At 70.5% G+C, this 26,620-nt stretch carries 24 protein-coding genes; 14 read left to right on the top strand and 10 right to left on the bottom strand.

Going from position 1 to position 26,620, the window contains the following annotated elements:
- The first annotated feature begins 57 nt into the window (after positions 1-57).
- The gene (locus Q0P88_RS04945; protein WP_295011682.1) at positions 58-1,497 is read left to right on the top strand and encodes an NAD(P)H-quinone dehydrogenase; all 1,440 of its coding nucleotides are present in this window, start codon (positions 58-60) and stop codon (positions 1,495-1,497) included.
- 156 nt (positions 1,498-1,653) lie between these two features.
- On the opposite strand, the gene Q0P88_RS04940 is transcribed toward Q0P88_RS04945, so the two are convergent.
- The gene (locus Q0P88_RS04940; protein ID WP_295011680.1) at positions 1,654-3,423 is read right to left on the bottom strand and encodes a biotin carboxylase N-terminal domain-containing protein; all 1,770 of its coding nucleotides are present in this window, start codon (positions 3,421-3,423) and stop codon (positions 1,654-1,656) included.
- 106 nt (positions 3,424-3,529) lie between these two features.
- Complete coding sequence (locus tag Q0P88_RS04935; protein ID WP_295011678.1) at positions 3,530-4,186, bottom strand: nucleoside triphosphate pyrophosphatase; 657 nt, start codon at positions 4,184-4,186, stop codon at positions 3,530-3,532.
- A gap of 88 nt (positions 4,187-4,274) precedes the next feature.
- On the opposite strand from Q0P88_RS04935, the gene Q0P88_RS04930 reads away from it, so the two are divergent.
- The 4 genes from Q0P88_RS04930 to Q0P88_RS04915 all read left to right on the top strand — a co-directional run bounded on the left by Q0P88_RS04930 (position 4,275) and on the right by Q0P88_RS04915 (position 8,529).
- Complete coding sequence (locus tag Q0P88_RS04930; protein WP_295011676.1) at positions 4,275-5,558, top strand: class I SAM-dependent RNA methyltransferase; 1,284 nt, start codon at positions 4,275-4,277, stop codon at positions 5,556-5,558.
- A 64-nt stretch (positions 5,559-5,622) separates the two neighbouring features.
- Positions 5,623-6,288 carry a response regulator transcription factor gene (locus tag Q0P88_RS04925; RefSeq protein WP_295011674.1) on the top strand — a complete coding sequence of 222 codons (666 nt, stop codon included), beginning with the start codon at positions 5,623-5,625 and terminating at the stop codon, positions 6,286-6,288.
- A gap of 19 nt (positions 6,289-6,307) precedes the next feature.
- Entirely contained in the window at positions 6,308-7,537 is a 1,230-nt protein-coding gene (locus Q0P88_RS04920; protein ID WP_295011672.1) for a sensor histidine kinase, read from the top strand.
- Complete coding sequence (locus tag Q0P88_RS04915) at positions 7,534-8,529, top strand: hypothetical protein (protein ID WP_295011670.1); 996 nt, start codon at positions 7,534-7,536, stop codon at positions 8,527-8,529. The genes Q0P88_RS04920 and Q0P88_RS04915 overlap by 4 nt, the downstream gene beginning before the upstream one ends.
- Positions 8,530-8,847: 318 nt before the next feature.
- On the opposite strand, the gene Q0P88_RS04910 is transcribed toward Q0P88_RS04915, so the two are convergent.
- The gene (locus Q0P88_RS04910; RefSeq protein WP_295011668.1) at positions 8,848-9,072 is read right to left on the bottom strand and encodes an acyl-CoA carboxylase subunit epsilon; all 225 of its coding nucleotides are present in this window, start codon (positions 9,070-9,072) and stop codon (positions 8,848-8,850) included.
- Positions 9,069-10,658, bottom strand: coding sequence for an acyl-CoA carboxylase subunit beta (locus Q0P88_RS04905; RefSeq protein ID WP_295011666.1), 1,590 nt, complete (start codon positions 10,656-10,658; stop codon positions 9,069-9,071). Before Q0P88_RS04905 ends, Q0P88_RS04910 begins: the two co-directional genes overlap by 4 nt.
- A 144-nt stretch (positions 10,659-10,802) precedes the next feature.
- On the opposite strand from Q0P88_RS04905, the gene Q0P88_RS04900 reads away from it, so the two are divergent.
- Positions 10,803-11,573 (top strand): biotin--[acetyl-CoA-carboxylase] ligase, encoded by a 771-nt coding sequence (locus tag Q0P88_RS04900; RefSeq protein ID WP_295011664.1) that lies wholly within the window; start codon positions 10,803-10,805, stop codon positions 11,571-11,573.
- Between the two features lie 30 nt (positions 11,574-11,603).
- On the opposite strand, the gene zapE is transcribed toward Q0P88_RS04900, so the two are convergent.
- Both zapE and Q0P88_RS04890 read right to left on the bottom strand, forming a co-directional pair.
- The gene (gene zapE, locus Q0P88_RS04895) at positions 11,604-12,578 is read right to left on the bottom strand and encodes a cell division protein ZapE (protein WP_295011662.1); all 975 of its coding nucleotides are present in this window, start codon (positions 12,576-12,578) and stop codon (positions 11,604-11,606) included.
- A gap of 95 nt (positions 12,579-12,673) precedes the next feature.
- Positions 12,674-13,999, bottom strand: a complete 1,326-nt coding sequence (locus tag Q0P88_RS04890) for a hypothetical protein (protein WP_295011660.1) — start codon at positions 13,997-13,999, stop codon at positions 12,674-12,676.
- Between the two features lie 161 nt (positions 14,000-14,160).
- Between Q0P88_RS04890 and Q0P88_RS04885 the strand changes: the two genes are divergently transcribed.
- Positions 14,161-15,969: an ABC-F family ATP-binding cassette domain-containing protein gene (locus Q0P88_RS04885; RefSeq protein WP_295011658.1), complete on the top strand. Its 1,809-nt coding sequence runs from the start codon at positions 14,161-14,163 to the stop codon at positions 15,967-15,969.
- A gap of 140 nt (positions 15,970-16,109) precedes the next feature.
- The gene (locus Q0P88_RS14065) at positions 16,110-16,754 is read left to right on the top strand and encodes a metalloregulator ArsR/SmtB family transcription factor (RefSeq protein WP_363316497.1); all 645 of its coding nucleotides are present in this window, start codon (positions 16,110-16,112) and stop codon (positions 16,752-16,754) included.
- A 107-nt stretch (positions 16,755-16,861) separates the two neighbouring features.
- On the opposite strand, the gene Q0P88_RS04875 is transcribed toward Q0P88_RS14065, so the two are convergent.
- Positions 16,862-17,893: a GTP-binding protein gene (locus Q0P88_RS04875; protein ID WP_295011656.1), complete on the bottom strand. Its 1,032-nt coding sequence runs from the start codon at positions 17,891-17,893 to the stop codon at positions 16,862-16,864.
- 76 nt (positions 17,894-17,969) lie between these two features.
- Here Q0P88_RS04875 and ykgO point away from each other — a divergent pair, with 76 nt between their 5' ends.
- Positions 17,970-18,092, top strand: coding sequence for a type B 50S ribosomal protein L36 (gene ykgO, locus Q0P88_RS04870; RefSeq protein ID WP_067949122.1), 123 nt, complete (start codon positions 17,970-17,972; stop codon positions 18,090-18,092).
- A 44-nt stretch (positions 18,093-18,136) separates the two neighbouring features.
- A complete protein-coding gene (locus tag Q0P88_RS04865) occupies positions 18,137-19,027 on the top strand; it encodes a fructose bisphosphate aldolase (protein WP_295011652.1) in 891 nt (296 codons plus the stop codon).
- Positions 19,028-19,103: 76 nt separating this feature from the next.
- Here Q0P88_RS04865 and Q0P88_RS04860 read toward each other — a convergent pair whose 3' ends face one another.
- Entirely contained in the window at positions 19,104-20,129 is a 1,026-nt protein-coding gene (locus Q0P88_RS04860) for a GTP-binding protein (RefSeq protein ID WP_295011650.1), read from the bottom strand.
- A 441-nt stretch (positions 20,130-20,570) separates the two neighbouring features.
- Positions 20,571-21,233, bottom strand: coding sequence for a hypothetical protein (locus Q0P88_RS04855; RefSeq protein ID WP_295011648.1), 663 nt, complete (start codon positions 21,231-21,233; stop codon positions 20,571-20,573).
- A 188-nt stretch (positions 21,234-21,421) separates the two neighbouring features.
- Between Q0P88_RS04855 and Q0P88_RS04850 the strand changes: the two genes are divergently transcribed.
- Both Q0P88_RS04850 and cls read left to right on the top strand, forming a co-directional pair.
- Complete coding sequence (locus tag Q0P88_RS04850; RefSeq protein ID WP_295011646.1) at positions 21,422-22,312, top strand: NAD-dependent epimerase/dehydratase family protein; 891 nt, start codon at positions 21,422-21,424, stop codon at positions 22,310-22,312.
- A gap of 7 nt (positions 22,313-22,319) precedes the next feature.
- Positions 22,320-23,780, top strand: coding sequence for a cardiolipin synthase (gene cls / locus Q0P88_RS04845; protein WP_295011644.1), 1,461 nt, complete (start codon positions 22,320-22,322; stop codon positions 23,778-23,780).
- A 31-nt stretch (positions 23,781-23,811) separates the two neighbouring features.
- Here the strand turns inward: cls and Q0P88_RS04840 are convergent, their stop codons facing one another.
- Positions 23,812-23,988: a hypothetical protein gene (locus Q0P88_RS04840; protein ID WP_295011642.1), complete on the bottom strand. Its 177-nt coding sequence runs from the start codon at positions 23,986-23,988 to the stop codon at positions 23,812-23,814.
- A gap of 69 nt (positions 23,989-24,057) precedes the next feature.
- Between Q0P88_RS04840 and Q0P88_RS04835 the strand changes: the two genes are divergently transcribed.
- The gene (locus Q0P88_RS04835) at positions 24,058-24,669 is read left to right on the top strand and encodes a MarC family protein (protein WP_295011640.1); all 612 of its coding nucleotides are present in this window, start codon (positions 24,058-24,060) and stop codon (positions 24,667-24,669) included.
- A gap of 133 nt (positions 24,670-24,802) precedes the next feature.
- Positions 24,803-26,620: a Na+/H+ antiporter gene (locus Q0P88_RS04830; RefSeq protein ID WP_295011638.1), complete on the top strand. Its 1,818-nt coding sequence runs from the start codon at positions 24,803-24,805 to the stop codon at positions 26,618-26,620.

Below are 26,620 nucleotides of genomic sequence, written 5' to 3'. Positions count from 1 at the left end.
TGAGCGTGCGGGGCCGGAGCGGCACGCGCGGGGGAGCGGATGCGGGAGAATGGAGGCATGACCTTGATGTTCGAGCGTTCTCAGCACGTCGCCGTGCTCGGCGGCGGCCCCGGTGGATACGAGGCCGCCCTCGCGGCGGCCCAGCTCGGAGCCGAGGTGACCCTCGTCGAGCGCGTCGGCGTCGGAGGTTCCGCCGTGCTCACGGACGTCGTCCCGTCCAAGAGCCTCATCGCGACGGCCGATGCCGCGGTCGCGATCTCCGAAGCCACGGACCTCGGCGTGCAGTTCTACGCGAAGGGTGCGGAGGGCAAGCCGCTCAAGCCCCAGATCGCGATCAACCTCGCTGCGGTGAACAAGCGGCTGCTCGCGCTCGCCGGCGCCCAGTCCGAGGACATGCGCACGACTTTGCTCGATGCGGGCGTGACCATCCTCTCCGGCCACGGTCGGCTCGACGGACCGAACGCGATCGTCGTGGCGACGTCGGCGGACGGCACGGACTTCGACCGGATCGAGGCGGACACGCTCATCGTGGCGGTCGGCGCCTCGCCGCGCGAGCTCGACTCCGCCAAACCGGACGGCGAGCGCATCCTCACGTGGACCCAGCTGTACAACATGAAGACGCTGCCCGAGCATCTCATCGTCGTCGGATCCGGCGTCACCGGAGCCGAGTTCGCCTCCGCGTACATGAACCTCGGAGCCAAGGTCACGCTCATCTCGAGCCGCGACCAGGTGCTGCCCGGGGAGGACCAGGACGCGGCCAAGGTGCTGGAGAAGGTCTTCAAACGCGGCGGCATGACCGTGCTGTCGAAGTCCCGTGCCGACAGCGTGCAGCGCACCGAGGACGGCGTCGTGGTGACGCTCTCGGATGGTCGCACGGTCGAGGGGAGCCACTGCCTCATGGCGGTCGGCTCGATCCCGAACACGGCGGGGATCGGGCTCGAGGAGGTCGGCGTCGAGCTGACCGAATCCGGGCACATCCGCGTGAACCGCGTCGCCCGCACCTCGGTCTCGAACATCTACGCGGTCGGCGACTGCACCAACTTCTTCCCGCTCGCCTCGGTGGCCTCGATGCAGGGGCGCACGGCCGTCTTCCACGCTCTCGGCGACGTGGTGATCCCGCTGGAGAAGCAGAAGATCACCGCGAACATCTTCACCGCGCCGGAGATCGCCACGATCGGAGTGAGCGAGAAGGACGTCGAGGACGGCGTCATCGACGGACTGGTGCACAAGCTGCCGCTCGCCGCGAACCCGCGCGCCAAGATGATGGGCATCCGCGACGGCTTCGTGAAGATCATCGCGCGCAAGGGATCCGGCACCGTGATCGGCGCGGTCATCGTCGCCCCGAAGGCGTCCGAGCTCATCTACCCCCTCGCCCTGGCCGTCGAGCGTCGGCTCAACGTCGACCAGGTGTCGCGCGTCTTCGCGGCCTACCCCTCGATCACGAGCAGCATCACCGACGCCACGCGAGCGATGCACCAGGTCTACATCGCCCGCTGAGACGATCGCGCCCGCGGCGATCACGCGCGTTTCCCTCTGCTGATCGCCTTTCCCTCCCCCCAGCTACGCAGCGCAGGGGAGGGAAAGACGCAGAGGGGAGGGAAACGCGATCCGGGGGTTCGGGCGTCCGGGGGACCGGGGGCCGGAGTCGGAGCGTCAGCTGATCGTGAGGAGCTGGTGTCCGGCGGCGACCGTCGCACCCGCGTCGGCGTTGATGTTGCCGATGACGCCGTCCTTGTGCGCCTGCAGCGGCTGCTCCATCTTCATCGCCTCGAGGACGACGACCAGATCGCCCTTGACGACCTGCTGCCCCTCCTCGACCGCGACCTTGACGACGGTGGCCTGCATCGGCGACTTCACCGCGTCGCCGGAGGCGCCCGCGTTCGCCGTCTTGGCGTGGCTGCGTCGGGACGACGGCACGGCGGCCGGGCGGCCCCCGGTGCCGACCACCGATGCGGCCACGCGGTCGGGCAGGCTGACCTCGAGACGCTTTCCGGCGACCTCGACGACGACCGTGTGCCGGCCGGCCGCGGCGGACGGGGCCTCGAGCTCTCCGTCCCAGGCCGGGATGTCGTTGACGAACTCGGTCTCGATCCAGCGGGTGTAGACCCCGAAGCGTCCGTCCTCGGCGGTGAACGCCGGGTCGTTCACGACCTTGCGGTGGAAGGGCAGCACGGTGGGCAGCCCCGACACCTCGAACTCCTCGAGCGCGCGGCGCGAACGCTCGAGCGCCTCGGCGCGATCCTTGCCCGTCACGATGATCTTCGCGAGCAGCGAGTCGAAGGCGCCGGACACCTCGTCGCCCGCGGTGACGCCCGAGTCCAGGCGCACGCCCGGGCCGCCGAACGTCTTGAACACGTGCACGGGGCCGGGCTGCGGGAGGAAGTTGCGGCCGGGGTCCTCGCCGTTGATGCGGAACTCGATCGAGTGGCCCAGGGGCGCAGGGTCGTCGTAGTCGAGGGTGCCGCCGGCGGCGATGCGGAACTGCTCGCGGACCAGGTCGATCCCGGTGACCTCCTCGGAGACCGGGTGCTCGACCTGCAGTCGCGTGTTGACCTCGAGGAACGAGATCGTGCCATCGGCCCCGATGAGGAACTCGCAGGTGCCGGCCCCGACGTAGCCGACCTCCTTGAGGATCGCCTTGGACGCCTCGTAGAGAACGCGGTTCTGCTCCTCCGTGAGGAACGGCGCCGGAGCCTCCTCGACGAGCTTCTGGTGGCGACGCTGCAGCGAGCAGTCGCGGGTGGAGACGATGACGACGTTGCCCTCGGCGTCCGCGAGGCACTGCGTCTCGACGTGACGCGGCTTGTCGAGGTACTTCTCGACGAAGCACTCGCCGCGTCCGAAGGCGGCGATGGCCTCGCGCGTCGCGGACTCGAACTGCTCGGCGACCTCGTCGAGCTCGCGCGCGACCTTGAGGCCGCGGCCGCCGCCGCCGTAGGCCGCCTTGATCGCGATCGGGAGGCCGACCTCCTTCGCGAAGGCGACCACCTCGTCGGCGGTCTCGACGGGACCGGGGGTTCCCGGTGCCAGGGGCGCGCCGACCTTCTCGGCCACGTGCCGTGCGGTGACCTTGTCGCCCAGGGCCTCGATCGCCGCGGGAGACGGGCCGATCCAGGTCAGGCCAGCGCCGATGACCGCGCGTGCGAAGTCGGCGTTCTCGGCGAGGAAGCCGTAGCCGGGGTGCACCGCGTCGGCGCCGGATCGGCGGGCGATCGAGAGGATCTTGTCGATCTGCAGGTAGGTGTCGGCGCTGGTCGCGCCGTCCAGCGCGTAGGCCTCGTCGGCGAGCCTCGTGTGCATCGCGTCCCGATCCTGGTCCGCGTACACCGCCACGGAGGAGAGGCCGGAGTCGCGCGCGGCGCGGATGATGCGGACGGCGATCTCGCCACGGTTGGCGACGAGAACCTTGGCAATAGCAGGCATGAGTGTCAGCCTATCCACATGGGGGGCGATACTTTTGACGACCCTCCACAAGAATCACCGGCCGATCCTTGTCGGATCCTACGAGAGACCCCTCGGGACGTCGGGCCTACTCGGCGGGGACCGCGTTCCACAGGTCGGTCCAGCGGATCCCGAGGCGCCCGGCGAGGTGGCGGAGCGTTGACAGCGACATGCCCACGACCGTGGACGGATCCCCGTCGACGCGCTCGATGAACGCGCCGCCGAGACTGTCCACCGTGAAGGCGCCGGCGACGAGCAGGGGCTCACCGGTCGCGACGTACGCGGCGACCTCCGCGTCGTCGACGTCCGCGGAGAAGGTGACCGAGGCATCGGCGACCGCGTGCTCCTCCCGATCCGGGGCGCCGGGAGTCACGCGGATGACGCTGTGCCCGGAGTGCAGCACGCCCGTGCGTCCGCGCATCGCCCGCCAGCGGGCGATGGCCCGCTCCGGCTCGTGCGGCTTGCCGTAGACCTCGCCGTCGATCTCGAACATCGAGTCCCCGCCGATCACGATGCCGTCGAAGCCCGGCTCGATCCGCTCGATCCTCGCTGCGACGTCGGCGGCCTTCGCGCGGCCGAGCAGCAGCACGAGCTCGTCGGGCGCGAGCGGCCGCCCTGCGCGAGCCGCGGCGGCCTCTCCCACGGCGTCCTCGTCCACGTCGGGGGACACGCACAGCGGCTCGATGCCGCTCTGCCGGAGCAGGGCGAGGCGGGCGGGCGAGGTCGAGGCGAGGCAGACGCGCATGAGGCCACGCTAGCCGGATCGCGGGCGCGAGGGGGAGGAGAGGAGCGGCCTCCTCCCGGCGCTCGGCGCACTCTGGAATGATCGGGGGGTGAACTCCTCGTCCCCCGCCGAAGGCCCCCTGCTCGATCTGGACGTGACGGGCGTCGCGCACGGCGGCGTCTTCGTCGCCCGCCACGAGGGCCGCGTCGTGTTCGTCTCGGACGCGATCCCCGGCGAGCGGGTACGGGCGCGGCTCAGCGACCCGCAGACCGGGGAGGACACGCGTTCGTTCTGGCGGGCCGAGACGGTCGAGGTGCTCGACGCGTCCCCCCATCGTCGTCCGCACGTCTGGGCCGAGGCGGACGTGTCGCGCGCGCCCGCGCTGCGCCCCGGCGGCGCGGACCTGGGGCACATCGACATCGCCGAGCAGCGCGTCCTGAAGAGGACCGTGCTGCAGGAGGCGCTCGACCGGTTCGCCGGGGGCGGCCTCATTGCGCCCGAGGTCGAGGCGCCGGGTGCGGACGAGCACTGGCGCACCAGGGTTACGCTGCACATCGACGCGGAGGGCAGGATCGGGCCGTTCGCCGCGCGCAGCCACCGAGTCGTGCCCGTCGCGGATCACGTGCTCGCCCGTCCGGCGATCGCCGCCGTCGCCCGGGGGCTGGACGGACTCCCGGAGGGAAGGATCGAGCTCGTCGAGCCCGGGGACGGGGAGGTACGGCGACTGCTCCGTCCCGAGTCCGCGCGCGCCTCTCGCGATCCGGCGAGGTCCGGATCCGGCCGGCGGCGGACCACACCCCGCCGTGCGGATCCCGAGACCATCCGGGAGAGCGTGGCCGGCCGCGACTTCGCCCTCGATGCGAACGGGTTCTGGCAGATCCATCCGGCCGCGGCGACGCTGCTCGACGACGCGGTGGCCGACGTGCTCGACGGACGCGTGGACCCGGACGCCGCGCACCTGGACCTCTACGGCGGCGTCGGCCTCTTCTCGGCCACGCTTGCGCGGCTCGGCGCACGCCGGATCACGACCGTCGAGTCCTCGCCGCGCGCGACCCGTCATGCCGCGGAGAACCTCCGCGACCTCGGGGCGCGCGCGGTCACGGCCCGGGTGGATCGGTTCCTCCGGGACCAGGAGGGGGAGGAGCGGGCCGCGATCGCCGGCGGCGCGGTGATCCTGGATCCGCCGCGATCGGGTGCGGGACGCGCGGTCGTCGAGGACGTCGCCGCCCTGGATCCCGCCGCGATCGCCTACGTCGCCTGCGATCCCGTCGCCCTCGCGAGAGACCTGGCGACGTTCCGCGGCCTCGGGTACGAACCGCAGCGATTGCGCGCCTTCGACCTCTTCCCGCACTCCCATCACCTCGAGACCGTGGTGCTGTTCGGCCGCGGATGACGATGCGTGGCGGTTGTCGCGCACGGAGGCGGATCGGATGCCTTTTCCCGGCTATGGTGAATCCGTGAACAGCGTAGCTCTCGTCGATGACCACGAGTCGGTGCGATTGGGCCTCGCGGCTGCCCTCGAGCAGGCGTCCTTCCACGTCGTCTTCTCGGGCGCCGGGGTGCCGCAGTATCTGGAGCATCGCCGGGCGAGCCTTCCCCGGCCGGCCAACGTCGTCGTCCTCGACCTCATGCTCGGCGACGGCAGCACCGTCACGGAGAACGTCACGCGCCTCGTCGCCGACGGATCCAGTGTCGTGATCCACAGCGTCGCGGACCGCCCCGCAGCGGTGCGCGAGGCTCTCGCCGCCGGTGCCGCGGGCGTGATCTCGAAATCCGCCCCTCTCGACGACGTGATCGATGCGGTCCGCACGGTCGCGAGCGGGGAGCCCCTCAACAACGTGGAGTGGGCGAACGCCGTCGACGGCGACACCGCCTTCGCCGACGCGCAGCTGTCGGTGCGCGAACGCGAGGTGCTGCGCCTGTACGCGACCGGCCTTCCGCTCAAGGTCGTGGCGGAGCGGCTCGGCGTGGCGTACTCCACGGCGAAGGAGAACATCACCCGGATCCGGGTGAAGTACGTGGAGGTCGGCCGTCCCGCGCCGACCAAGGTGGATCTGCTGCGGCGTGCGATGGAGGACGGCATCGTCGACGCCTCCGAGGACGACGCGCAGAGCGTCGGCTGAACCGGATCGGCTGAACGACATGTCCGCCGATCAGGGATTGCGCGAGGCCTGGGAGCACGTCTCGACGCCCAAGGAGGTCGGCCAGGAGTTCGAGCGCTTCACCGGCCGTCGCATGGAGCGCATCATCATGATCGTCGTGGGCGTCGGCGCGTTCGCGCTCGGTGCCCAGGCGCTCATCAACGCGCTGGTCAAGATGACCCGTCCGGATCTCCCGCACCTCGCCCTGCTCGCCCTCGTGTTCGGCCCCTGGCTCGCGATGCTGTGCTGCTGCGTGATCGGGCGCGGGGCGCGGGTGGCCGCGGGACTGTTCTTCATCGCCTACATCGGGGTCCTCGTGCTGTGGCCGGTCGTCGCGAGCCGGGGTCCGGGCGTGCAGCCGGCGGACCAGCCCTGGATCTTCTTCCTCGTCAACGTCGCCGGCGTGGCGGCGGTCGTCGCCTTCCCCCTCCGGGTCCAGGTCGCCTGGGCCGTGTTCGGCCCGTTCCTATACGGCACGATCCGCCTCATCCAGGGCGACTTCCGCCCCGAATTCTGGATCGTCACCGCGTTCGACGTCTCTTTCACCCTGATCCTGGGCCTCGTGCTCGTCGGGCTCGGCTGGATGTTCCGCTCCGTGGCGAGCGGTGTCGACGACGCGAGGGAGCGGGCCGTCGCCCTCTACACCGCGGCCGCCGCGGCCGAGGCGGCGGAGCACGAGCGCGTCGCGGTCGCGGCGCTCATGCACGACAGCGTCCTGGCGGCGCTGATCGCGGCCGAGCGCGCCAGCACGGACCGTGCGCGGCACCTCGCCGTCGAGATGGCCCGCGAGGCGCTGACCCGGCTCGCGAACGCGGAGGCGCCGACCCAGGAAGGCAACGAGGAGCCGGTGCGGATCGAGCTCATCGCCGAGGATCTGCGTCTCGCGATCGAGCAGCTGGGCGTCACCGCCGACGTGCAGTGCCACGGACAGGGCACGGTGCCCGACCGGATCGCCCGTGCGATGGCGCTCGCCGCGCGCCAGGCGATCAGCAACGCGGTCGCCCATGCCGGCGCCCGCGGCCTCGCGGTCGTCGTCGAGGGCATCGGCGAAGGCGGCACGAAGGTGACGGTGCGCGACACCGGCGGCGGATTCGATCCGTCCCAGGTGCGTCCGGACCGGCTGGGGATCCGCGGCTCGATCATCGCCCGGATGGCGGCCGTCGGCGGATCGGCGACCATCGATTCCGGGAGCGGAGGCACGACGGTGACGCTGAGGTGGGCACGGATATGAAGCTGACCGTCCGCACGGTGGCGACCGGACTCGCCCTGATCTTCTCCCTCTACTTCGCGGCGAGGGCCGTCTGGTGGACCACGATTCCGGCACGACCGGTGCTCGTGCTCCTCTCTGTCCTCACCTTCCTCGCCACCATCGCCACCATCTCCCTCGTCGGCTCCGCGGCCGAGGTGCGCATGCCCGCCTGGGCGGCGGTGATCGCCCTGCTCGCCGCCGCGGCGATCCCCGAGCTCACCAACCTCGGGCTCTCCCCGGAGACCCTGCGCGCTCCTTACGCCACCTGGTACATCGGCTCCGTGGGTCTCATCGGCGTGGTCTGCGTGGTGCGACGACGGCCCACGATCGGGTGGATCGTGCTGGCCGTGCTCACGCTGTCCGCCGCGGGATGGATCGGGCTTCCCGATGCCCTCGGCCTCGGCCTCGTCGGCTCGATCGTCTGGATGGTGATCGCCCAGCTGCTGGTGGGCTTCTGGGGGCGTGCCGTGCGCGACACGGACCGCCTCGCCCTCGTGCAGCAGGACGCCTCGGCGTGGCACGCCACGCAGGCCGTGCGACAGCGCGAGCGACGCGAACGCGTGCAGTACGCGCTGCACGCGGCCGGCCCCAGCCTCAGCAGGGTGATCGAGACCCGGGGGAACCTCTCGGCCGAGGAGCGCCGCGTCGCCCACCTCGCGGAGGGCCGCCTGCGCGACGAGATGCGCGGCGGGGAGCTGCTCAACGACCGTGCGCGGGAGACGATCGCGATCGCGCGAGCCCGCGGCGCCGCCGTCACGGTCTTCGACGACGGCGGGCTCGCCGGTCTCGACGAGGCCGTGAAGGTCAGGGTGAGGGAGGAACTCGCCGACGTGCTCGCGGAGGCCACGTCCGCGCGTCTCATCATTCGCGCGCCCAAGGACGAGCGGGTGGCGGTCACCGTCGTCGGCCGATCCGCCGCGGGACAGTCCTCGGACGACGATTCCGTCGAGCTCTGGCACGAGATCCCGCGCTGAGCGCCCCGCGCAGCCGTTCGCGCCCCCGTGGCCGCGAGCGCGCCGCGCGTGCTCGTGCGCGCGCGTTCGGTGCCCGGGAACGGAAAGGGCGAGGGGCGGCGTGATCGCCGGCCCCTCGCCAGTGCGGAACAGTTACCCGAAAACCGTTCCGCAGAGACCGGAGATCGTCTGCCTACCCTGTGGCAGAGATCCGGCCGAACGCGAAGCGTTGCAAGAAAAAGTATTCCGAAACGCCGTTCAGGTGTATGTAGGTATTTCGGGGGACAAATCCGGATCCAGGCGAAGAACGTTCCGATCGCTCCGGGAAATGTGCCGGGATCAGCCGGAAAAGCGTCCCCAGGGAATGTCCCGGCGCAGAGGGGAGCGCAATCCCCGCTGGTTGCGTTCCCACACGGAGACGCGACGTTCCGCGGCCACGGCGTCGGCCTCCTCCGCGAGATAGGCGTCCGAGAGCACGGCGATGAGAGCCGCCAGCTCCTCCTCCGACGCCGTGCCGCGGAGCACCTGGATCTCGACGGCCGCGGGCGATTCCTCCGCGCTCACAGCGGGATGTTCCCGTGCTTCTTCGGCGGCTGCTCCGCCCGCTTGCCACGCAACGCGCGCAGCGCCTTGGCGATCGCGACGCGGGTGGTCGCGGGCTCGATGACACCGTCGATCTCGCCGCGCTCTGCGGCGAGGAACGGGCTCGTGACGCTGTACGTGTACTCGTTCGCGAGTCGGGTGCGCACGGCGGCGACGTCCTCGCCCGCCTCCTCGGCCCTCTTGATCTCGTTGCGGTAGAGGATGTTGACCGCCCCCTGGCCGCCCATCACGGCGATCTCCGCCGTCGGCCAGGCCAGGTTCACGTCGGCGCCGAGCTGCTTGGAGCCCATCACGATGTACGCGCCTCCGTAGGCCTTGCGCAGGATCACGGTCACCAGCGGCACCGTGGCCTCGGCGTAGGCGTAGATGAGCTTGGCGCCGCGGCGGATCACACCGGTCCACTCCTGGTCGGTTCCCGGCAGGTAGCCCGGCACGTCGACGAGTGTCACGATCGGCACCGAGAACGCGTCGCAGAAGCGCACGAAACGGCTGGCCTTCTCGCCGGCCTCGATGTTCAGCGTCCCCGCCATCTGCGAGGGCTGGTTGGCGATGATGCCGACCGAGCGCCCCTCGATCCGGCCGAAGCCGATCACGATGTTCGGGGCGAACAGCGGCTGCACCTCGATGAAGTCCCCGTCGTCGACGACGTGCTCGATCACGGTGTGGATGTCGTAGGGCTGGTTGGGGGAGTCCGGGATGAGGACGTTGAGCTCGCGGTCCGCGTCCGTCGTCTCGAACTCGAACGTCGAGGAGTAGGACGGCAGCTCCGCCATGTTGTTGTCCGGAAGGAAGCCGAGCAGCGTCCGCGCGTAGTCGATCGCGTCGTCCTCGTCCTCCGCGAGATAGTGCGCGACCCCTGACCGCGTGTTGTGCGTGTAGGCGCCGCCCAGTTCCTCCATGCCGACGTCCTCGCCGGTCACGGTCTTGATGACGTCGGGGCCGGTGACGAACATCTGGCTCGTCTTGTCCACCATGATCACGAAGTCGGTCAGCGCGGGGCCGTACACGGCGCCGCCCGCCGCCGGACCCATGATGATCGAGATCTGCGGGATCACGCCGGAGGAGCGGGTGTTGAGACGGAAGATCTCGCCGTACTTGCTGAGAGCGAGCACGCCCTCCTGGATGCGCGCGCCGCCGGAGTCGAGGATGCCGATGATGGGCACGCCGCTGCGCAGCGCGAACTCCATGATCTTGATGATCTTGTCGCCCGACACCTCGCCGAGGGAGCCGCCGAACGTCGTGAAGTCCTGGGAGTAGACGGCCACGGTGCGGCCGTTGATCGTTCCCACCCCGGTGACGACGGAGTCGCCGTAGGGGCGGTTCTTGTCCATGCCGAACGCGGTGGTGCGGTGGCGCACGTACTCGTCGAACTCGACGAAGCTGCCGGGATCGACGAGCAGCTCGATGCGCTCGCGGGCGGTCATCTTGCCCTTCGCGTGCTGCTTGTCGCGCGCGGCGGCTTCGGGGGCGACCACGGCCTCCTCGTAGCGGGCGCGGAGATCGGCGAGCTTGCCGGCGGTGGTGTAGAGGTCAGGCGTGTCCGTCACGCTTCCCACACTAGCGCCGGGTCCCGTGCACGACTTGGATGACCGGCACAACCCGATCGCCGTTCCTCTGTGCCCCCTCTCTGATTCCGAGGGGCGCGTTCCGGCCGTCGGAGGACGACGCGGCGGTCGGACTAGGGTGACCGCATGACCTTCCCGCACAGCGCCGCGGCCGCCTCCCGTCTCGAGATCGTCCCGTCCACCGGATCCACGAACGCCGACCTGCGCGCACATGCGGGGGACGTCGTGGGCTGGCCTCACCTCTCGGCCCTGCTCACCGAGGACCAGGTGGCGGGGCGGGGACGCCTGGACCGCGTGTGGACGGCGCCGGCGGGATCGGCGATCGCGCTCTCCGTGCTGCTGCGGGTCGGCGGTGTGCCGGTCTCGGAGCGGGGCTGGATCCCGCTCGCGGCAGGGCTGGCGATGGCGGAGGCGATCGCCGCGCAGCTCGGCCGGGCGGCGGTCGGGCTGAAGTGGCCCAACGACGTGCTCGTCGGCGATCGCAAGATCTGCGGGATCCTCGCGGAGGCGGTAGGAGCCGACGTCGTCGTCGTCGGCTCGGGTGTCAACACGGCGATGACGCCCGAGCAGCTGCCCGTCCCGACCGCGACGTCGTTCGCCGCGGAGGGCGTCGAGCCCGATCTGGATCTGCTCGTGGCGGGGTACCTCGCGCGACTCGACGCGGCCGTCGCCGGTCTCATCGAGCACGGCTCCGCGGTCGCGAGCGGCCTGCACGCCGCGGTGGCGGAACGCTGTGTGACGCTCGGACGCCGGGTGCGCGTGGTTCTCCCCGGCGATGCCGAGCTCCTCGGGGAGGCGACGGCGCTCGCCCCGGACGGCGCGCTCGTCGTGCGGGTCGACGGCGTCGAGCGCCGCGTGTCCGCGGGCGACGTCGTCCACCTGCGGACGGCCGAGTGACCGGACGCCGGGTGGTCGGGCGTTCCTCCGTCAGGCCGTCCCGCGCGCGAGCATCGCAAGGCGGCTGAGGGTGCGCTGGAGCGCCCGCGGAGGGACCGCCGCCGAGCTCATGCTCTCGGCCGGGGCGGCGGCGCGCACGTCGAGGCGCACGTCGCGATCGTGCAGCACGTCGACGAGATGGCAGAACCGGAGCAGCGCCTCCCTGTCGGCGCCGGACAGGTCGGGCACGTCCACGAGGCGCAGCCCTGTGGCGCGCTCGGCGAGCCACAGATACTGTGCCGTTCCGAGCGGCGAGCGGCACAGGTCGTCGAACGACGCGACGATGCGATCCCCGTCCTGCGCGCGGACGGGGATCTCTATTCCGCCGTCCGCGGCGAGGAGCGTCGGCGGCGGCTGCTCGCCGGGATCCGCGACGATCCACGACCCCGCCGCGAAACCGATCGCGGGTCGTCCCGCGTCGGTGCGCCGGTAGTCGGCGCCCTCGCCGATCGGGATGACGTCCAGATGGCGCTCGATGAGGTCGATCGTCGGGACGAAGCGTTCGTGCCAGACCCCGGGAAGGAGCTCCGCCGGCGTCTCGTTCGAGGTGGCGACGAGGAGGATCCCGCGCTCCCGCACGTGCTGGACGGTCGCGGCGAGGTACACGGCGTCGGCGACGTCGTCCACGTGGAACTCGTCGAACAGCAGCACGCGTGTCCGCCCGACCAAGCGGTCCAGCGCCTGGGGGAGCGGGATGCGGTCGGCGCCGAGGGATCCCTGCAGGTCGCGGAAGAAGTCGTGCATGTGCACGCGCCGTCGGCGTCGCGTCGGGAGGGCGTCGAGGTACGCCTCCGCGAGCACGGTCTTTCCCCGGCCCACGGGGCCGTACAGATAGACGCCGTGCCGGTGCGGCGCGTCCAACGCCTGCGCGGCGGCGCGCTGTGCCGCGTCGAGCGTCAGGCCCTCCGGCAGCCGCGTGGCCAGATCGACCGGCGACGCGGTCAGCGGATGGGCGGCGCCCTTCAAGAGAGGACGTTTCTCGTGCGTCAGGGAGCCGCCGCTTTCGACGGGCGAGGGCTCGGATCGCAGGCCCGCGGATTCCCCTTCGGGAAACGCGATCGTCATCGATGCACGGCAAGCAGCTCGTGACAGGAAAGCGTCACGGATCGCCACGGGGCCACCGGAAGCGTGACGGTGGTCGGCGGCGACACAGACTGGCATTCGTCAATCGCCGCGCGCGCGGCGGTCGGCCATTCGGGGACCGTCGTGCGGAGCGAGAAGACATGAAGGGACCCATGCCAAAGAAGGACGATCAGGGCGCTGCAGCAGATCGCGGCAATGGCCGCCGTCAGATGCACGCGTGTCGACGTTCGGTGCTCGGATGCAGGGGCGTCCCGTGCGCGATCCACGAGGACTGCGGCAGCGACCGGGATGACAGCGATCAGGAACATGCCGGACGGGACGCCGTACCGTATGTTCACCGCAAGCGCATCGATGTGCTCCAGGCCGACTTCGGCATAGCGGAAGGCGTTCGAGCTGTTCGCCCAGACGCTGCCGGTGTAGGTTGCCGCGGAGCCCAACAACAGAGCGGCGGTGAGCACGCGCTGCGCGGTCGCGCCTTTCCAAAAGACGACGCCCGCAGCGACGACGATCGGGATGAGGATCAGCCAGGCAAGGAGAACGCCCGACGTCCGGATGATCGCTCGGACCGCGTCTGGGTCCGCTTGCACTATGGGGATCACCGTGTTGATCATCCATCCAAGCGTGGTCGAGCCGATGCTCAGCGGTCCTTCACCGGGAGGGCGGGAGACGAGGAGAGCAGTGACGATCTGCCACGCGGCGCCCGAGAGATACGCCGCAAAGATCGGAAAGGCTCGTACTTCGGCGCGGCGAAGCCGGAATGCGATGATCCAGAGAAAGAAGACCGCCTGTACTTCCGTCATGACCACGAGGAAGGTGACGACGGCCCAGCCCGCGCTTGTGCTCCACTTGCGCGGTCTGTACAGGAGTAGCCACGGCGCGAGCCACATCGCGTAGACGTGCAGGTCGGCGAGATTCCCGACGGTCTCTTGAGCGGACAAGGGAAGGAGCACGGTGATCGTGGCGAGCGTCAATCGCGCGGGCAGCCACGGCACGAGGTCCCGCGCGAGCCAGAGAACCGCAGCGGCGGCGAGTCCTGTGAGTACGGAACAGATGGCGAAGACGAGCATCGGGTATCGAACGATGTCGAAGAATGGATAGATGGCTGCGATGACGAGACGAGGGATGAGATGCTGATACCCCGCGTAGCCCTCGACGACCACGTTCCAAGGGCCGTGGCGAACGGCGTCGAAGAGGAAGACGTTCGCGTCCTCCGCCCACGGCCTACGGCGATGCTCGGCGGGAAGGCGGGCCCAGGTGATGTACGCGCCTGCGACGACCACGGCCGCGACGAGAAGCAGGCTCACGGAGAAACGCGCTCGTTCCGACGAGTGACGCGAAACGTTCATACCACCTTCATCCTGCGGCCGCGGGGCTTGATCATCGCATCGGCGCGCACTCCCCGACCGTACCGGACTCGCCCGTGCACGGAGAGCGCCGAGCACGGCACGACTAGCCTGGTACGGACATGGCACATCTCCTCGGGGCCGAAGGCCTCCACCTCGAGTTCCCCACCCGCGTGGTCTTCGACTCCCTCACCCTCGGGATCGAGGAGGGCGATCGGATCGGGATCGTCGGCCGCAACGGCGACGGCAAGTCCAGCCTCCTCGCGATGCTCGCCGGGCGGCGCGAGCCGGACCGCGGCCGGGTCACCGTGCGCGGAGGCACCACGATCGGCGTCCTGGATCAGGCGGACGTGCTCGACGATGCGCTCACGGTCGGGCGGACCATCGTCGGAGAGGCGCCGGAGCACGAGTGGGCCGGTGACGCGAAGATCCGCGATGTGATCGAGGGGCTCGTCGGCGATCTCGACTGGAACGCCTCGGTCGCGGACCTGTCCGGCGGCCAGCGGCGCCGCGTCGCCCTCGCCCGGCTCCTCGCCGGCGACTGGGACGTGCTCGCCCTCGACGAGCCGACCAACCACCTCGACGTCGAGGCCATCACGTGGCTCGCCGCTCACCTCAAGAGGCGCTGGCCGGCGAACCAGGGCGCCCTGCTCGTCGTGACGCACGACCGCTGGTTCCTCGACGAGGTCTGCACGGAGACCTGGGAGGTGCACGACAGGATCGTCGAGCCCTTCGAGGGCGGATACGCCGCGTACATCCTGCAGCGCGTCGAGCGCGACCGCATGGCCGCCGCCACGGAGGCGAAGCGTCAGAACCTCGCCCGCAAGGAGCTCGCCTGGCTGCGCCGCGGCGCCCCGGCCCGCACCTCGAAGCCGAAGTTCCGGATCGACGCCGCCAACGCGCTCATCTCCGACGTCCCGGAGATCCGCGATCGGATCGCTCTGCAGTCGCTCGCCGTCTCTCGCCTGGGCAAGGACGTCGTCGACCTCGTCGACGCGGGCGTGCGCTTCGGGGACAGGGACGTCCTCCGCGACGTCGAGTGGCGGATCGCGCCGGGCGAGCGCACCGGGATCCTCGGCGTCAACGGTGCGGGGAAGTCGACGCTGCTGGGACTCGTGTCCGGCACGGTCGCGCCGACCTCCGGACGGGTCAAGCACGGGAAGACCGTGCAGGTGCGCACGCTCACACAGCGCCTCGATGAGCTGCAGGACGTGTGGGACGAGCCCGTGCGGGTCGTGATCGGGCGCCTCCGCACGACTTACACCTTCGGCACGGGATCGAAGGCGGCCGAGCTCACCCCGGGGCAGCTGCTCGAACGGTTGGGCTTCTCGTCGGCGCAGTTGTCCACTCCGGTCAAGGATCTGTCGGGCGGTCAGCAGCGGCGCCTGCAGCTGCTGCTCGTGCTGCTCGACCAGCCGAACGTGCTGATCCTCGACGAGCCGACGAACGACATGGACACCGACATGCTGGCCGCGATCGAGGACCTGCTCGACTCCTGGCCGGGCACTCTGCTCGTCGTCTCGCACGACCGCTACTTCCTGGAGCGGGTGACGGATCAGCAGTACGCGATTCTTCCGGGACCGGATGGCTCGGGGCGTCTCCGGCATCTCCCGGGCGGCGTCGATGAGTATCTGCGGATGCGGGCACAGCTCCCCGACGCGTCTGCAGGGCGCCCGGATCCCGCCGCCGCGTCCGGCAGCGCCGTCTTGACCGGGGCGGATCGGCGTGCCGCGGAGAAGGAGCTCGCGGCGCTCGAACGGCGGATGGAGAAGCTGAACGGCGAGGTCGAGAAGGCGAAGCACGCGCTCGCCGACCACGACCAGTCCGACTACGCGGGGCTGGGGGAGCGGATGAAGGCGATCACGGCGCAGGAGGACGAGGTCTCGGAGCTCGAGCTCCGCTGGTTCGACCTCACAGAGCGACTCGGCTGAGCGCCTGCGCCGGGACCGCCTCGACCGGCGACTCGTTCTCACTCGGGGCTTCGACGTCGGCGCCCCGAGTGAGAACGATTCCCAACTCTATCGACACATTGCAATATATTTATATGTATGGTCGTATGGAGGAAAAGATCATGAATCGGGGAATCGCCGCCGCTGCCGAACTCTTCAAAGTGCTGGGCAGTGCGTCGAGACTGGAGCTTCTGCACGCGATCGGGCAGGAGCCGCGGACGGTCGGAGCGCTGGTCGAGGCGACGGGCATGTCGCAGCCGCTGGTGTCCCAGCATCTGCGGACCCTGCGCCAGGCGGGGCTGGTCACATCGCAGCGAAGCGGCAAGGAGGTCATCTGCCGGCTCGCGGATCTGCATGTCAGCCACGTCATCGCCGATGCGCTCGCGCACGTCCGGGAAACTGCGGAAACTCAGGCCGCGATTCCGCAAGCGTCACCCTCCGCACCGCCCATCAATAGAGAAAGGGTCATCATGACCGACACCGACGTCCACGCCGAGCACACCGCCGCGGAGCACGAGCACGGGGCGGCCTGCGGCCACGAGGCAGTGCCTCATGGCGACCATGTCGACTACGTGCACGGCACGCACCGGCACGCGCTGCACGGCGACCACTACGACGAGCACGAGTCGGTGGCGGAGCACACGCCCGCCGACCATGCGCACGGCGCCGACTGCGGTCACGACACCGTCGAGCACGACGGGCACGTGGACTATCTCCACGACGGCCACAAGCACGCGCAGCACGGCGACCACTACGACGAGCACTGAGTCGGTCGGAACCGTTCGCGGAGCGCGTCGAACGCTCCTGCACGCCCGGGGTGCGTCGTGCGCGACGCACCCCTGCCGCGTCTCGTGCCTCACACGCGCCGGGGCGTTCAGTCCTGCCGATCGGATGCCGTCGCCCAGGTGGGGAACGGGTCGGCGAACCTCGCCCAGGCTTCGGGGCCCTCGGCGAGTTCGGCATCGGTGAGTGCGGCCTCGTCCAGCGCGGCGACGAGACCGTCCCGGTCCAGGTCGATCCCGACGAACGCGAGGTCCTGTCCGAGGGAGAGCATCTCGTCCGCATCGTCGAGTCGCGCGTCGACGGCGACCGGATTGAGGGAGATCACGGACCCGACGTGCTCCCATTGCGCGACGATGCCGCCGCGGCTCGCGAGACGGCAGAATCCGGCGGAGCGCACCACGGTGCCGAACTCTCCCGGCTCGATCCGCGCGTCCAGGAGGTGGGCCAGGCGCCCCGGATGCAGCGGGCGGACCTGTTCGTAGCGCAGGGCGGACACCCGGGGATCCGTCAGCGGGGGATCGAAGCTCTCGTTGAGAAGGCACATCCATCCTGGGCGGTCCTGTTCCACCGCGTAGGCGTCGTCCGAGACGAGGCGCTCCACGATACCGCCGTGCAAGCGTAGACGCGCGCGGGGGCTCAGATGACTCAGCAGCGACGCGATGAGCGACAGCTCCGAGGCGGCCAGAGTCGACCAGTTCACCAGCGCGATCGTCGAGGCGAACTCGATCTGCCACGCGGTGAGCCGTGCGCGCGACTCCCGCAGGGCGGCGATACCGCTGTCCCTGTCCCTCAGCGGCACGTCGTCCACCCGTCGCAGTTCGTCGCGCACTCGTGCCGCGTCGACGACGCACACGATGCCGAGGAGGGTGCTCCCCTGCTCGACGTCGACGAAGGTGCCGATGATCTCGCCCGCGGGCACCTCGTCGGGCATGTCGACCACGACGCCCTCCGGGACGTCGGTCCAGGACGCCAGCACGGCGGCCTCCTGCGCTGGATCGGGAGATCCTGACAGCCGCGACGCGGGGATGAGCGCCCGGTTCGTCCGGTGCGCCAGTGCGGTCGCGTAGCCGCCTCGTTCCGTGTCGCCTGCGCCCACCACCGCGATCACGCCGACCGGTTCCATGCGCGTCCCTCTTTTCATCTTTTGTCTGGTGCCTCGTATGCTAGCGAATGATAATCATTCTCAGTAAGGAGTCATCATGAAAGTCCGTGCGTCCCTCAAATCCCTCAAGAATCAGCCCGGAGCCCAGGTGGTGCGCCGCCGAGGGCGGGTCTACGTCATCAACAAGCTCAACCCGCGCTTCAAAGGCCGACAGGGCTGAGCGTGGTTGCCAGACCGGCCCGCCGAGGCCCCCAGCACCTGCCGATGCCCGACGCCGCCCAGCTCGCCCGGTTCGAGAAGGGGAGGGGCTTCATCGCCGCGCTCGACCAGAGCGGGGGAAGCACGCCGGACGCGCTCCGGCGCTATGGCGTCGACGAGTCGCAGTATCGCGACGAGGAGGAGATGCTCGAGCGCATCCACGCCGCCCGCTCCCGCGTCCTCACCAGCTCGGCCTTCACCGGGGATCGCATCCTGGGGGCGATCCTGTTCGACGGCACCCTCGATCGGACGGTCGACGGGATCGGCGTGGCTGCGTACCTGTGGAAGGTGAAGGGGATCCTGCCCTTCCTGAAGATCGATCACGGACTCGACGATCCCCGGGACGGCGTGCAGACGATGCGTGAGATCAACGATCTCGACGGTCTGCTCGCCCACGCCGCGGACCGCGGCGTGTTCGGCACGAAGGAGCGGTCGCTCGTCCATGCCGCCGACCCGATCGGCATCGCGAGGGTGGTGGCGCAGCAGATCCAGGTCGCCGAGCACGTTCTGGCGGCGGGACTCGTGCCGATCCTCGAACCGGAGATCGACATCCGCATCCCCGACAAGCAACGGGCGGAGGAACTCCTGAAAGCGCAGCTCCTCGCGCAGCTGGACGCGCTCCCGGAGGCGGGGAGGGTCGCCGTCAAGCTCACCCTGCCGAGCGTCGACGGCTTCTACGGGGAGCTCGTCGACCATCCGAGGGTCGCGCGCGTCGTCGCGCTCTCCGGCGGGTACGGCCGGGACGAGGCGAACGCACGTCTGGCGCGGAATCCCGGCGTGATCGCGAGCTTCAGCCGTGCGCTGCTCGACGGCCTGGCCGTGTCGCAGAGCGACGACGAGTTCACCCGCACCCTGGACGCGTCGATCGAGTCCATCGCTCGCGCGTCCCGCACCTGATCGCGTCGACGAAGGCGACGGTCGCCTACGCCGCGCGCGTCCCCTGACGGATCGCCGCACCGGGGGCACGGGCACGTCACTCGCTGAGGCGTCGATGCCGCCGGAGTCTCCTGAGCCCGGCGGCATCGGGGGCCGCGGACGGAGCGTCGAGCACGGCGGCCAGCCGCCGATGCGCCTCGACGGGGTCGAGCATCGGCCCGATGGCGACGAGCTCTCCGTCGCGCGGCGGCTCGGGCAACGCGGCGATGTGGAGCATGCGCCCGACGACGTTGACCACGTACCCGCGATCGTCCCTCGGAGTACGAACGCGCACGCGTCCTTTGATCCGGTAGGCGCCTGGCGGCGGATCTTCGAGCAAATCGACCAGGGCTCCGGGCGCGACGGGCCCGCGCAGCGCGATCGACGTCGCCTGCGCGTGCGCGTGCCCGGGCGAGTGGTCGTGCGCCTCCTCCCGCAGGAGGGCGGCGATCGGCAGCTGGTCGGCGGGATCCGCGTGCTCCGCGACATCGAAGACCAGTGCGGGGTCGATGCCGCCGTGGCGAGCGAGGAGGACGGGGATCCGTGGATTGCTCTCCCGGATGCGGTGTCGGATCCGTTCGACCGTGCGTGCGCGCTCGTCCGGCGGCAGCAGGTCGCTCTTGCCGATCACGGCGAGGGTCGCGGCGCGATAGCGCAGGGGCGGGGCCTCGCGCGTGTCGACGGTGGTGAAGTGCTCGACCGCGTCGATCACCTCGACCACGCCGCCGGGCCTGACGCGTTCGGCGCCGCTGAACCGGATCAGTCTCGCCAGGACGACGGGGTCCGCCGCGCCGCTGGCCTCCACCACGATCGCATCCAGGCGGAGGCGGGGGTGGGAGAGGCGTTCCAGGGCCTCGTCCAAGCCGCCGGCGTCGGGGAGGCACCACACGCAACCTCCGGAGATGGCCGCGGCCTCGTCGATCTGACCGGTGACCAGGGCCGCGTCGACGTTCAGCGTGCCGAAGTCGTTCACGACCACGCCGATCCGTGCGCCCTCCGCGCGCAGCAGGTGGTTGAGCAGGCTCGTCTTACCCGCGCCGAGATGCCCCGTCACGGCGACGACCGGAACGCGAGGCAGGATCATCCCGCCAGCTTACTGACAACCGTTCTCAATAACAGCCGCATCCTTCGCGGTGAATCGCTGCGTCGCACTCGACTTGACAGGAGTTGCATCGCCGGGCCGGATCATTAACGAAAACGAGAATCATGCTAAATAACGGGGATGACGCGATGAGACGCGAGGGTGGTGACGAGATGCCGAGCACGCACGCACGACGCATCTCCCGCCCGCCCGGGCGCTCCGGGTCTCGCCGTTCCGCGGAACGCCCGAGCGGAGGATCCGCGCAGGCGTCCCTCGCCCGCGCCCACCGGCACGGCCGCGGACATCTCGCCGCCCGGGGCACCCTGCGCTGCGGGTGTCGAACGGACGTGCTCGGCGCCGAGCGTTGATCGCCTGCTTCCGGCCACTACAACAACCGCGTCGCGGCCGCGGCCGCGGAATACGGCCCGTTGCGGTGAGGGCCGGTCAGCCCCGGGCGGCGGCCTTCTGCGCCGCCGCCTCGATGTCGGCAGGGGTGGCGGCGCTCAGGTCGATCCGCTCCTCGGCGATCATCGCGCCCGCGACGAGCGGATGCTCCTTGCGCAGACGCGCGGCGAAGAGCGCGGCCGCATCCGACGTGCCGTCGCCGTGACCGAACAGCACGAATCGGCGGCCCGCGAACTCGGTCTGCATCCGATCGGCCACCTCGTCGAAGTAGTGCACGAGGTCGCGCTCGTCGTCGCGCCCGGTGTGCCGCTCGACCGTGCGCAGGTGATGCGCCCGCGGATCCCCGTCCCGCAGGGTGTGCGTCTCGTCCTGGACCGTCGTCGCGTCGAGATCGAAATCCCAGATGCGGGCCCGCTCGTCGTCCATGGTGACGGCGAGGAGACGTCCTTCGCCCTTCTCGACCGGCTGCGCGGTCAGCAGGTGGCGGGCGTCCTCGACGTCCTGGATCGAGACCACGCCGTCGTGGGGGCGCCGGAAGACGACCCGGTGGCCGTTCATGCGCACGGCCAGGCGATCTCCCGACTCCTCCTCGACTTCGTCCGCACGCTCCTTCCAGAGCATGACGAAGTCCGTCCAGGCGAGGTCTCGGGGAGCCGGCGACCCCATCAGCGCGGCGGAGACCCTGTCGGCGTGATCGCTCATTCTGCACTCCCTCGTTCCGGGCGGGCCGGGCGCGCCCGCTGGGAGCGACGGTACTCCGCGGGCGATCCGTTGACCAGCGGACGCCACGGCGCGTCGTTCCGGCACGGGGATCCGACCCTTGTCGCCGGGCCGGGCGGCGGATAGCGTCGGACGCAGACCGGACCGCGAGGGCCCACGAGGAGGACAAGATGAGCGTGCTGCTGACCGGAGCCACCGGCTTCCTCGGGCGGGGGGTGATGAACGCTCTCCTCGCGGCCGACTATCGGGTGACCGCGCTCGTCGAGGACCAGGACGAGGCGGCGGAGGTGCAGGCGGCAGGGGCGGAGGCGTTCTTCGCGGACGAGGACGACTCCCGCACGCTCGACGCGCTCGCGCTGGAATCGGACGGCGTGATCCACACCGCCACGTCGCACGCGGGCGACGCCGAGTTCATCGCGGCGATCACGCCGGGGCTGACCAACGGGGACAAGCCGTTCATCTACACCAGCAGCCTCTGGACGTTCGGATCCGGCCGCGACCTCACCGAGCGGTCCCCGCAGCGTCCGCCCGCCGCGGTGTCGTGGATGGTGGACATGCAGAAGAGCCTGATGGCGCAGGAGTCGGTCCGCTCCGTCATCGTCTTCCCCGGGGTGGTCTACGGCCACGGACAGGGCATCCCGCGGCGCTTCGTGGACGATGCGCGGACGAGCGACGGATCGACGGTCGTCCCATACCTCGGCGATGGCGCACAGCACTGGGCTACGGTGCACGTGGACGACCTCGCCGACCTGTATGTGCGGATCGTCGGTGCCGAATCGCACAACAACGAGCTCTACATCGCGGCGAACGACGACGCCCCGACCGTGGGGGAACTCGCAGAGGCCGCCGCGTCCGCGGTGGGTGGCGCGACGCAGGCGGAGACGGTCGCGGAGGCCGCGCCGCGGATCCATCCGGCGCTCGCCGAACTGCTCCTGCTGGACCAGCACGCCGGAGCCGACCGTGCCAGGGAGCGTCTCGGCTGGCATCCGTCCCGACCGAGCCTGCGGGACGAGCTCCGCGCCGGCTATCTCGCGGTTCCGCAGGATCCGCTCTGGGACTGACGCGCCCGTGATCTGGAGTGGAAGCACCGCCTTCGGCCCCGGAGGCGTGATCCTCTCGATCGTCGTCCTCGTCGCGCAGCTCGTCGTCATCGGCCTGGCCCTGGTCCGTCCGAACCGCACCCCGTCCGCGCGCGTCGCGTGGGTGGCCGTCGTGCTCTTCCTGCCGCTGGTCGGGATCCTCGCCTACCTCCTCCTCGGCGAGACCGACATCGGACGACGGAGGGTCAAGGCGCTCCGCGACGCGGAGCAGGCGATCGCCCGACCGGTCGCACCCGCGCCGGAGCACCTGGACCCCACGGACGCGTCGGCGTTCCGCCTCGTCCAGTCGATCAACGGCTTCGGTCCGACCGCGGGCAACCGGATCACCCTCGCGGAGAGTTCCCAAGGGGCGATCGACGAGCTTGTCGCCGACATCGATGCCGCCACCACGAGCGTCCACATCAGCTTCTACATCTGGCTCGACGACGGGGACGGGGGCCGCGTCGCGGACGCCGTGGCCGCCGCAGCGCGGCGTGGTGTCGCGTGCCGGATCCTCGTCGACGCGCTCGGATCGAAGCTCTTCCTGCGCTCTCCGCGCGTCGGGCAATTGCGCGACGCGGGAGCACACCTCGTGGCCGCGCTCGATGACGTGCCGCGACTCGGGCACCTCGCGATCGGGCGTCCCGACCTGCGCAACCATCGCAAGATCGTCGTGATCGACGGGCGTGTCGCCTTCTGCGGGAGCCGGAACTGCGCGGACGCGGCCTTCCGCATCAAGCCGCGGTTCGCTCCCTGGGTCGACGTCTTCTTCCGCTGCGAAGGACCCGTGGTCGCCCAGGAGCAGTGGCTGTTCCTCACCTCCTGGCGCGCCGAGACGGGGGAGCAGGTGACGGCGGACACCGGCTCGGCGACACCCGGCGCGCCCGCACCGCACGCGGGGAGCGACGTGGCGGCCATGTTCGGGACGGGGCCGACCTCGCCCGATCCCGCGATGTCGGAGGCCTTCGTCACGGCGATCGCATCCGCGCGCGATCGCCTCACCATCACGACGCCGTACTTCGCCCCGGACCAGCCGCTGCTGCAGGCGATCTGCGCGGCCCCGCAGCGCGGCGTCGCGACGACCCTGATCCTCCCGGCGCACAACGACTCCTGGCTGGTCGCCGCGACGGCACGGAGCACCTACGCCGACCTGCTGCACGCAGGGGTCGAGGTGTACGAGTACCCGCTCGGACTGCTGCACGCGAAGACCATGACGATCGACGACCGACTGTGCCTCGTCGGATCCGCCAACATGGATCGGCGCAGCCTGCAGCTGAACGACGAGAACAACCTCCTCGCGGACAGCCCGGCCCTCGCCGCGCGCGTCGGCGCGCGTCAGCAGGAGTATCTCGCGGCCTCGCGCAGAGTGACCGCCGAGGAGGTCGCGGCGTGGCCGTGGCCGCGGCGGCTGGGACAGAACGCGGTGGCGATGATGTCCCCGATCCTCTGACACGCGAGGCGCGGGCCGCGCACGTCAGAGGTCAGCGACCGGGGTGCTCCCGGACGTCGTCGGTCTCCTCGGACTCCTCGAGGGGCTCGTCCGGCTCGAACGACGCATCGTCGGTCTCGCTCGAATCGACGGCCTCCGCCGCCTGCTTCTTCGCGAGGTCGAGTGCTTCCTCGTCGCGTCGTTCCTCGCGTCGCTTCTCACCGAACATGTGCTCTCCTCCGACTCGCGGGCGGGTCGCCCTCCTCGAACAGTATCCGCCTCGGAGGAGAATGGAGCCATGTGGACCGTCCTGCTCGCGTCGTTCGTCGCGCTCATCCCGATCACCAATCCGATCGGCGCGCTCGCCGCGTTCGCCGGTCTCACGTCCGGGATGGCGGAGAAAGACGTGCGCCGGCAGGCCTGGCGCACCGGGATCTGCGTCGCCGCGATCCTCATCGTCTTCGCGGTCGCCGGCACGCTGCTGCTCAGCGTCTTCGGGATCTCCCTGGCGGCCCTGCAGATCGCCGGTGGCCTCGTGGTCCTGCACTCGGGATACGGGATGCTGACCGCCCAGCCGAAGCTCTCCGGGGAGGAGAAGGAGGGGGCGATCAGCAAGCGCGACATCAGCTTCTCACCGATGGCGCTCCCGCTCGTGGCGGGTCCGGGCGCGATCGGCATGGTGATCGCGCTCTCCGCGCGGCACACCCGCGTCGACGAGCGCATCGGCGTGGTCCTCGCCTGCCTCGCGATCGCCGTCGTCATCGCGATCTCCCTGCGCTACGGCACCGCACTGGTCGAGAAGCTCGGGCCGACGGGGATCGGCGCGCTCACCCGCGTGATGGGATTCCTCATCGCGGCGATCGGCGTCGAGCTCGCGCTGCACGGCGTCGTCGCCTTCTTCAAACTCTGAGGCGTCCCGGGCCGCTGTTCGCACGGATGCCCTGGTCGGAGGCGGCGGACGGGAATACCGTGGGGGTGGACGGTGCTGAAGCCCAGCACGGGTGCGCGCCGCCCCGTGCGATCGCGCTCGTCGGAAGGCACTGATGCAAGGACTCGAAGTCACCGTACTGCTGGGCGCGACCATTCTGGTCGGAGCCCTTCTCGCCCCGCGTCTGCGGATCGCGCTCCCTCTCGTCCTGGTCGTGCTGGGACTCGCCCTCGGGTTCGTGCCCGCGCTGCGCGAGATCCAGCTCCCTCCGGAGACGGTGCTGCTGCTGTTCCTGCCGGTGATGCTGTTCTGGGAGAGCCTGACGACCTCGCTGCGGTCGATCCGTCGTGATTTCCGCTACATCCTGCCCATGAGCACATTGCTCGTCGTGGCGTCCGCCTTCTCCGTCGCCGCGGTCGGTCTGCTGTTCGGCCTGCCCTGGGAGACCGCGCTGATCCTCGGCGCCGCCGTCGCCCCGCCGGACGCCACGGCGGTCGCGGCGCTGGGACGCATGCTCCCGCGGCGCATGTTCATGAAGCTCAAGGCGGAGAGCCTGACGAACGACGGCACGGCTCTCGTGCTGTACGCGATCGCGCTCTCTCTCGCCGTCGGCGGACGCATCAGCCCGCTCAGCGTGACGTGGACGGTCGTCGTGTCCTACGTCGGCGGCATCCTCGCCGGCGTCGTCGTCGCCGCGCTCGGCTACCTGCTGCTGCGGGCCGTCGCCTCGACCATCGTGATCAACACGACGCTGCTCCTCATCCCGTTCGTCGCCTTCCTCCTCGCCGAGGTGATCGGCGCGTCGGGCGTGCTCGCGGTCGTCGTCGCCGGCGTCATCATCGCCTACGTGTCGCCCAGGGTCACGACGGCCGCCTCGCGGCGCCAAGCGGACGCCGCCTGGCCGTTCGGGGTCTTCCTGCTCAACGGCGCCCTGTTCGTGCTCATCGGCCTCGAGGTGCAGTTCGTGCTGCACCACACGTCGATCGGCGCGATCGGACGCCTCGTGCTCGTCACGATCGCGGTCTGGGTCGTGCTGCTGGCCGTGCGCTACGCGTTCCAGCTGCTCGGCGTCCCGTTCCTCTCGCCGCGCGGGGGGCCTCGGCCTCCGCGCGGGGTGCGCGCCCGTTCCCGGGTGCTGAGCACCTTCGCGGGAATGCGGGGCGCGGTCTCGCTCGCGATCGCGCTGAGCGTGCCCACCGGCCAGATCGCCGGGGGAGCGTTGGACGGCAGGGACGAGATCGTCTTCGTCACGGCGGGCGTCATCCTGCTGAGCCTGCTCGTGCAGGGGATGCTCCTTCCCGCGATGGTGCGCTGGGCGAGGATCCCGCGCGATCAGGGCGAGGCCGAGGAGTACGAGCTCGCCGAGCGTGCGATCTCGGGGGCGGCGCTCGCCGCGCTCGACGACCTCGCGGTCGAGCACGGGGTCAGCGACGACGTGCGGGACCGGGTGCGCTTCGAGGGCTACCAGATGCTGGAATATGCAAACGCGCGCACCCTGGCCCGCGAGCAGGCCCTCGTCGATGCCGAGGTGGAGGCGCTGGACGCCATCCTCGACCAACCCGATCCGCTCGCCGGGCAAACGGATCGGAGGGAATCGATCGGAGACCTGGAGTCCGCGCGCTCGGATCCCTCCCCGGACGGCGACGCGCCGGACGGGGACGACGGTCAGGGAGCCGTCGGCGCGCGCGCCTCCGCCGAGGGCGCCACGCTGCAGATGCTCGCCACCTCGGACGACGTCGACCTGCTCCAGCGCTCGCCGCTGGTGCGGCACGAGGAGTTCACCCGGCTCAAGCTCGCGCTGCTCGATCGCAAGCGCGAGGTGCTGCTCGGGCTGCGCAGGTCCGGCACGGTGGACGACCTCATCGTCCGGCGGATCTCGGCTCGGCTCGATCTGGAGCAGCTGCGGCTGCAGGGCTTGGAAGAGGTCGACTGA

It is taken from the genome of uncultured Microbacterium sp. (assembly GCF_945952435.1).
Taxonomy (GTDB): Bacteria; Actinomycetota; Actinomycetes; order Actinomycetales; family Microbacteriaceae; genus Microbacterium.
The sequence above is the reverse complement of the archived record's forward strand: the minus strand, read 5'-3'. Positions and strand labels throughout refer to the sequence as shown.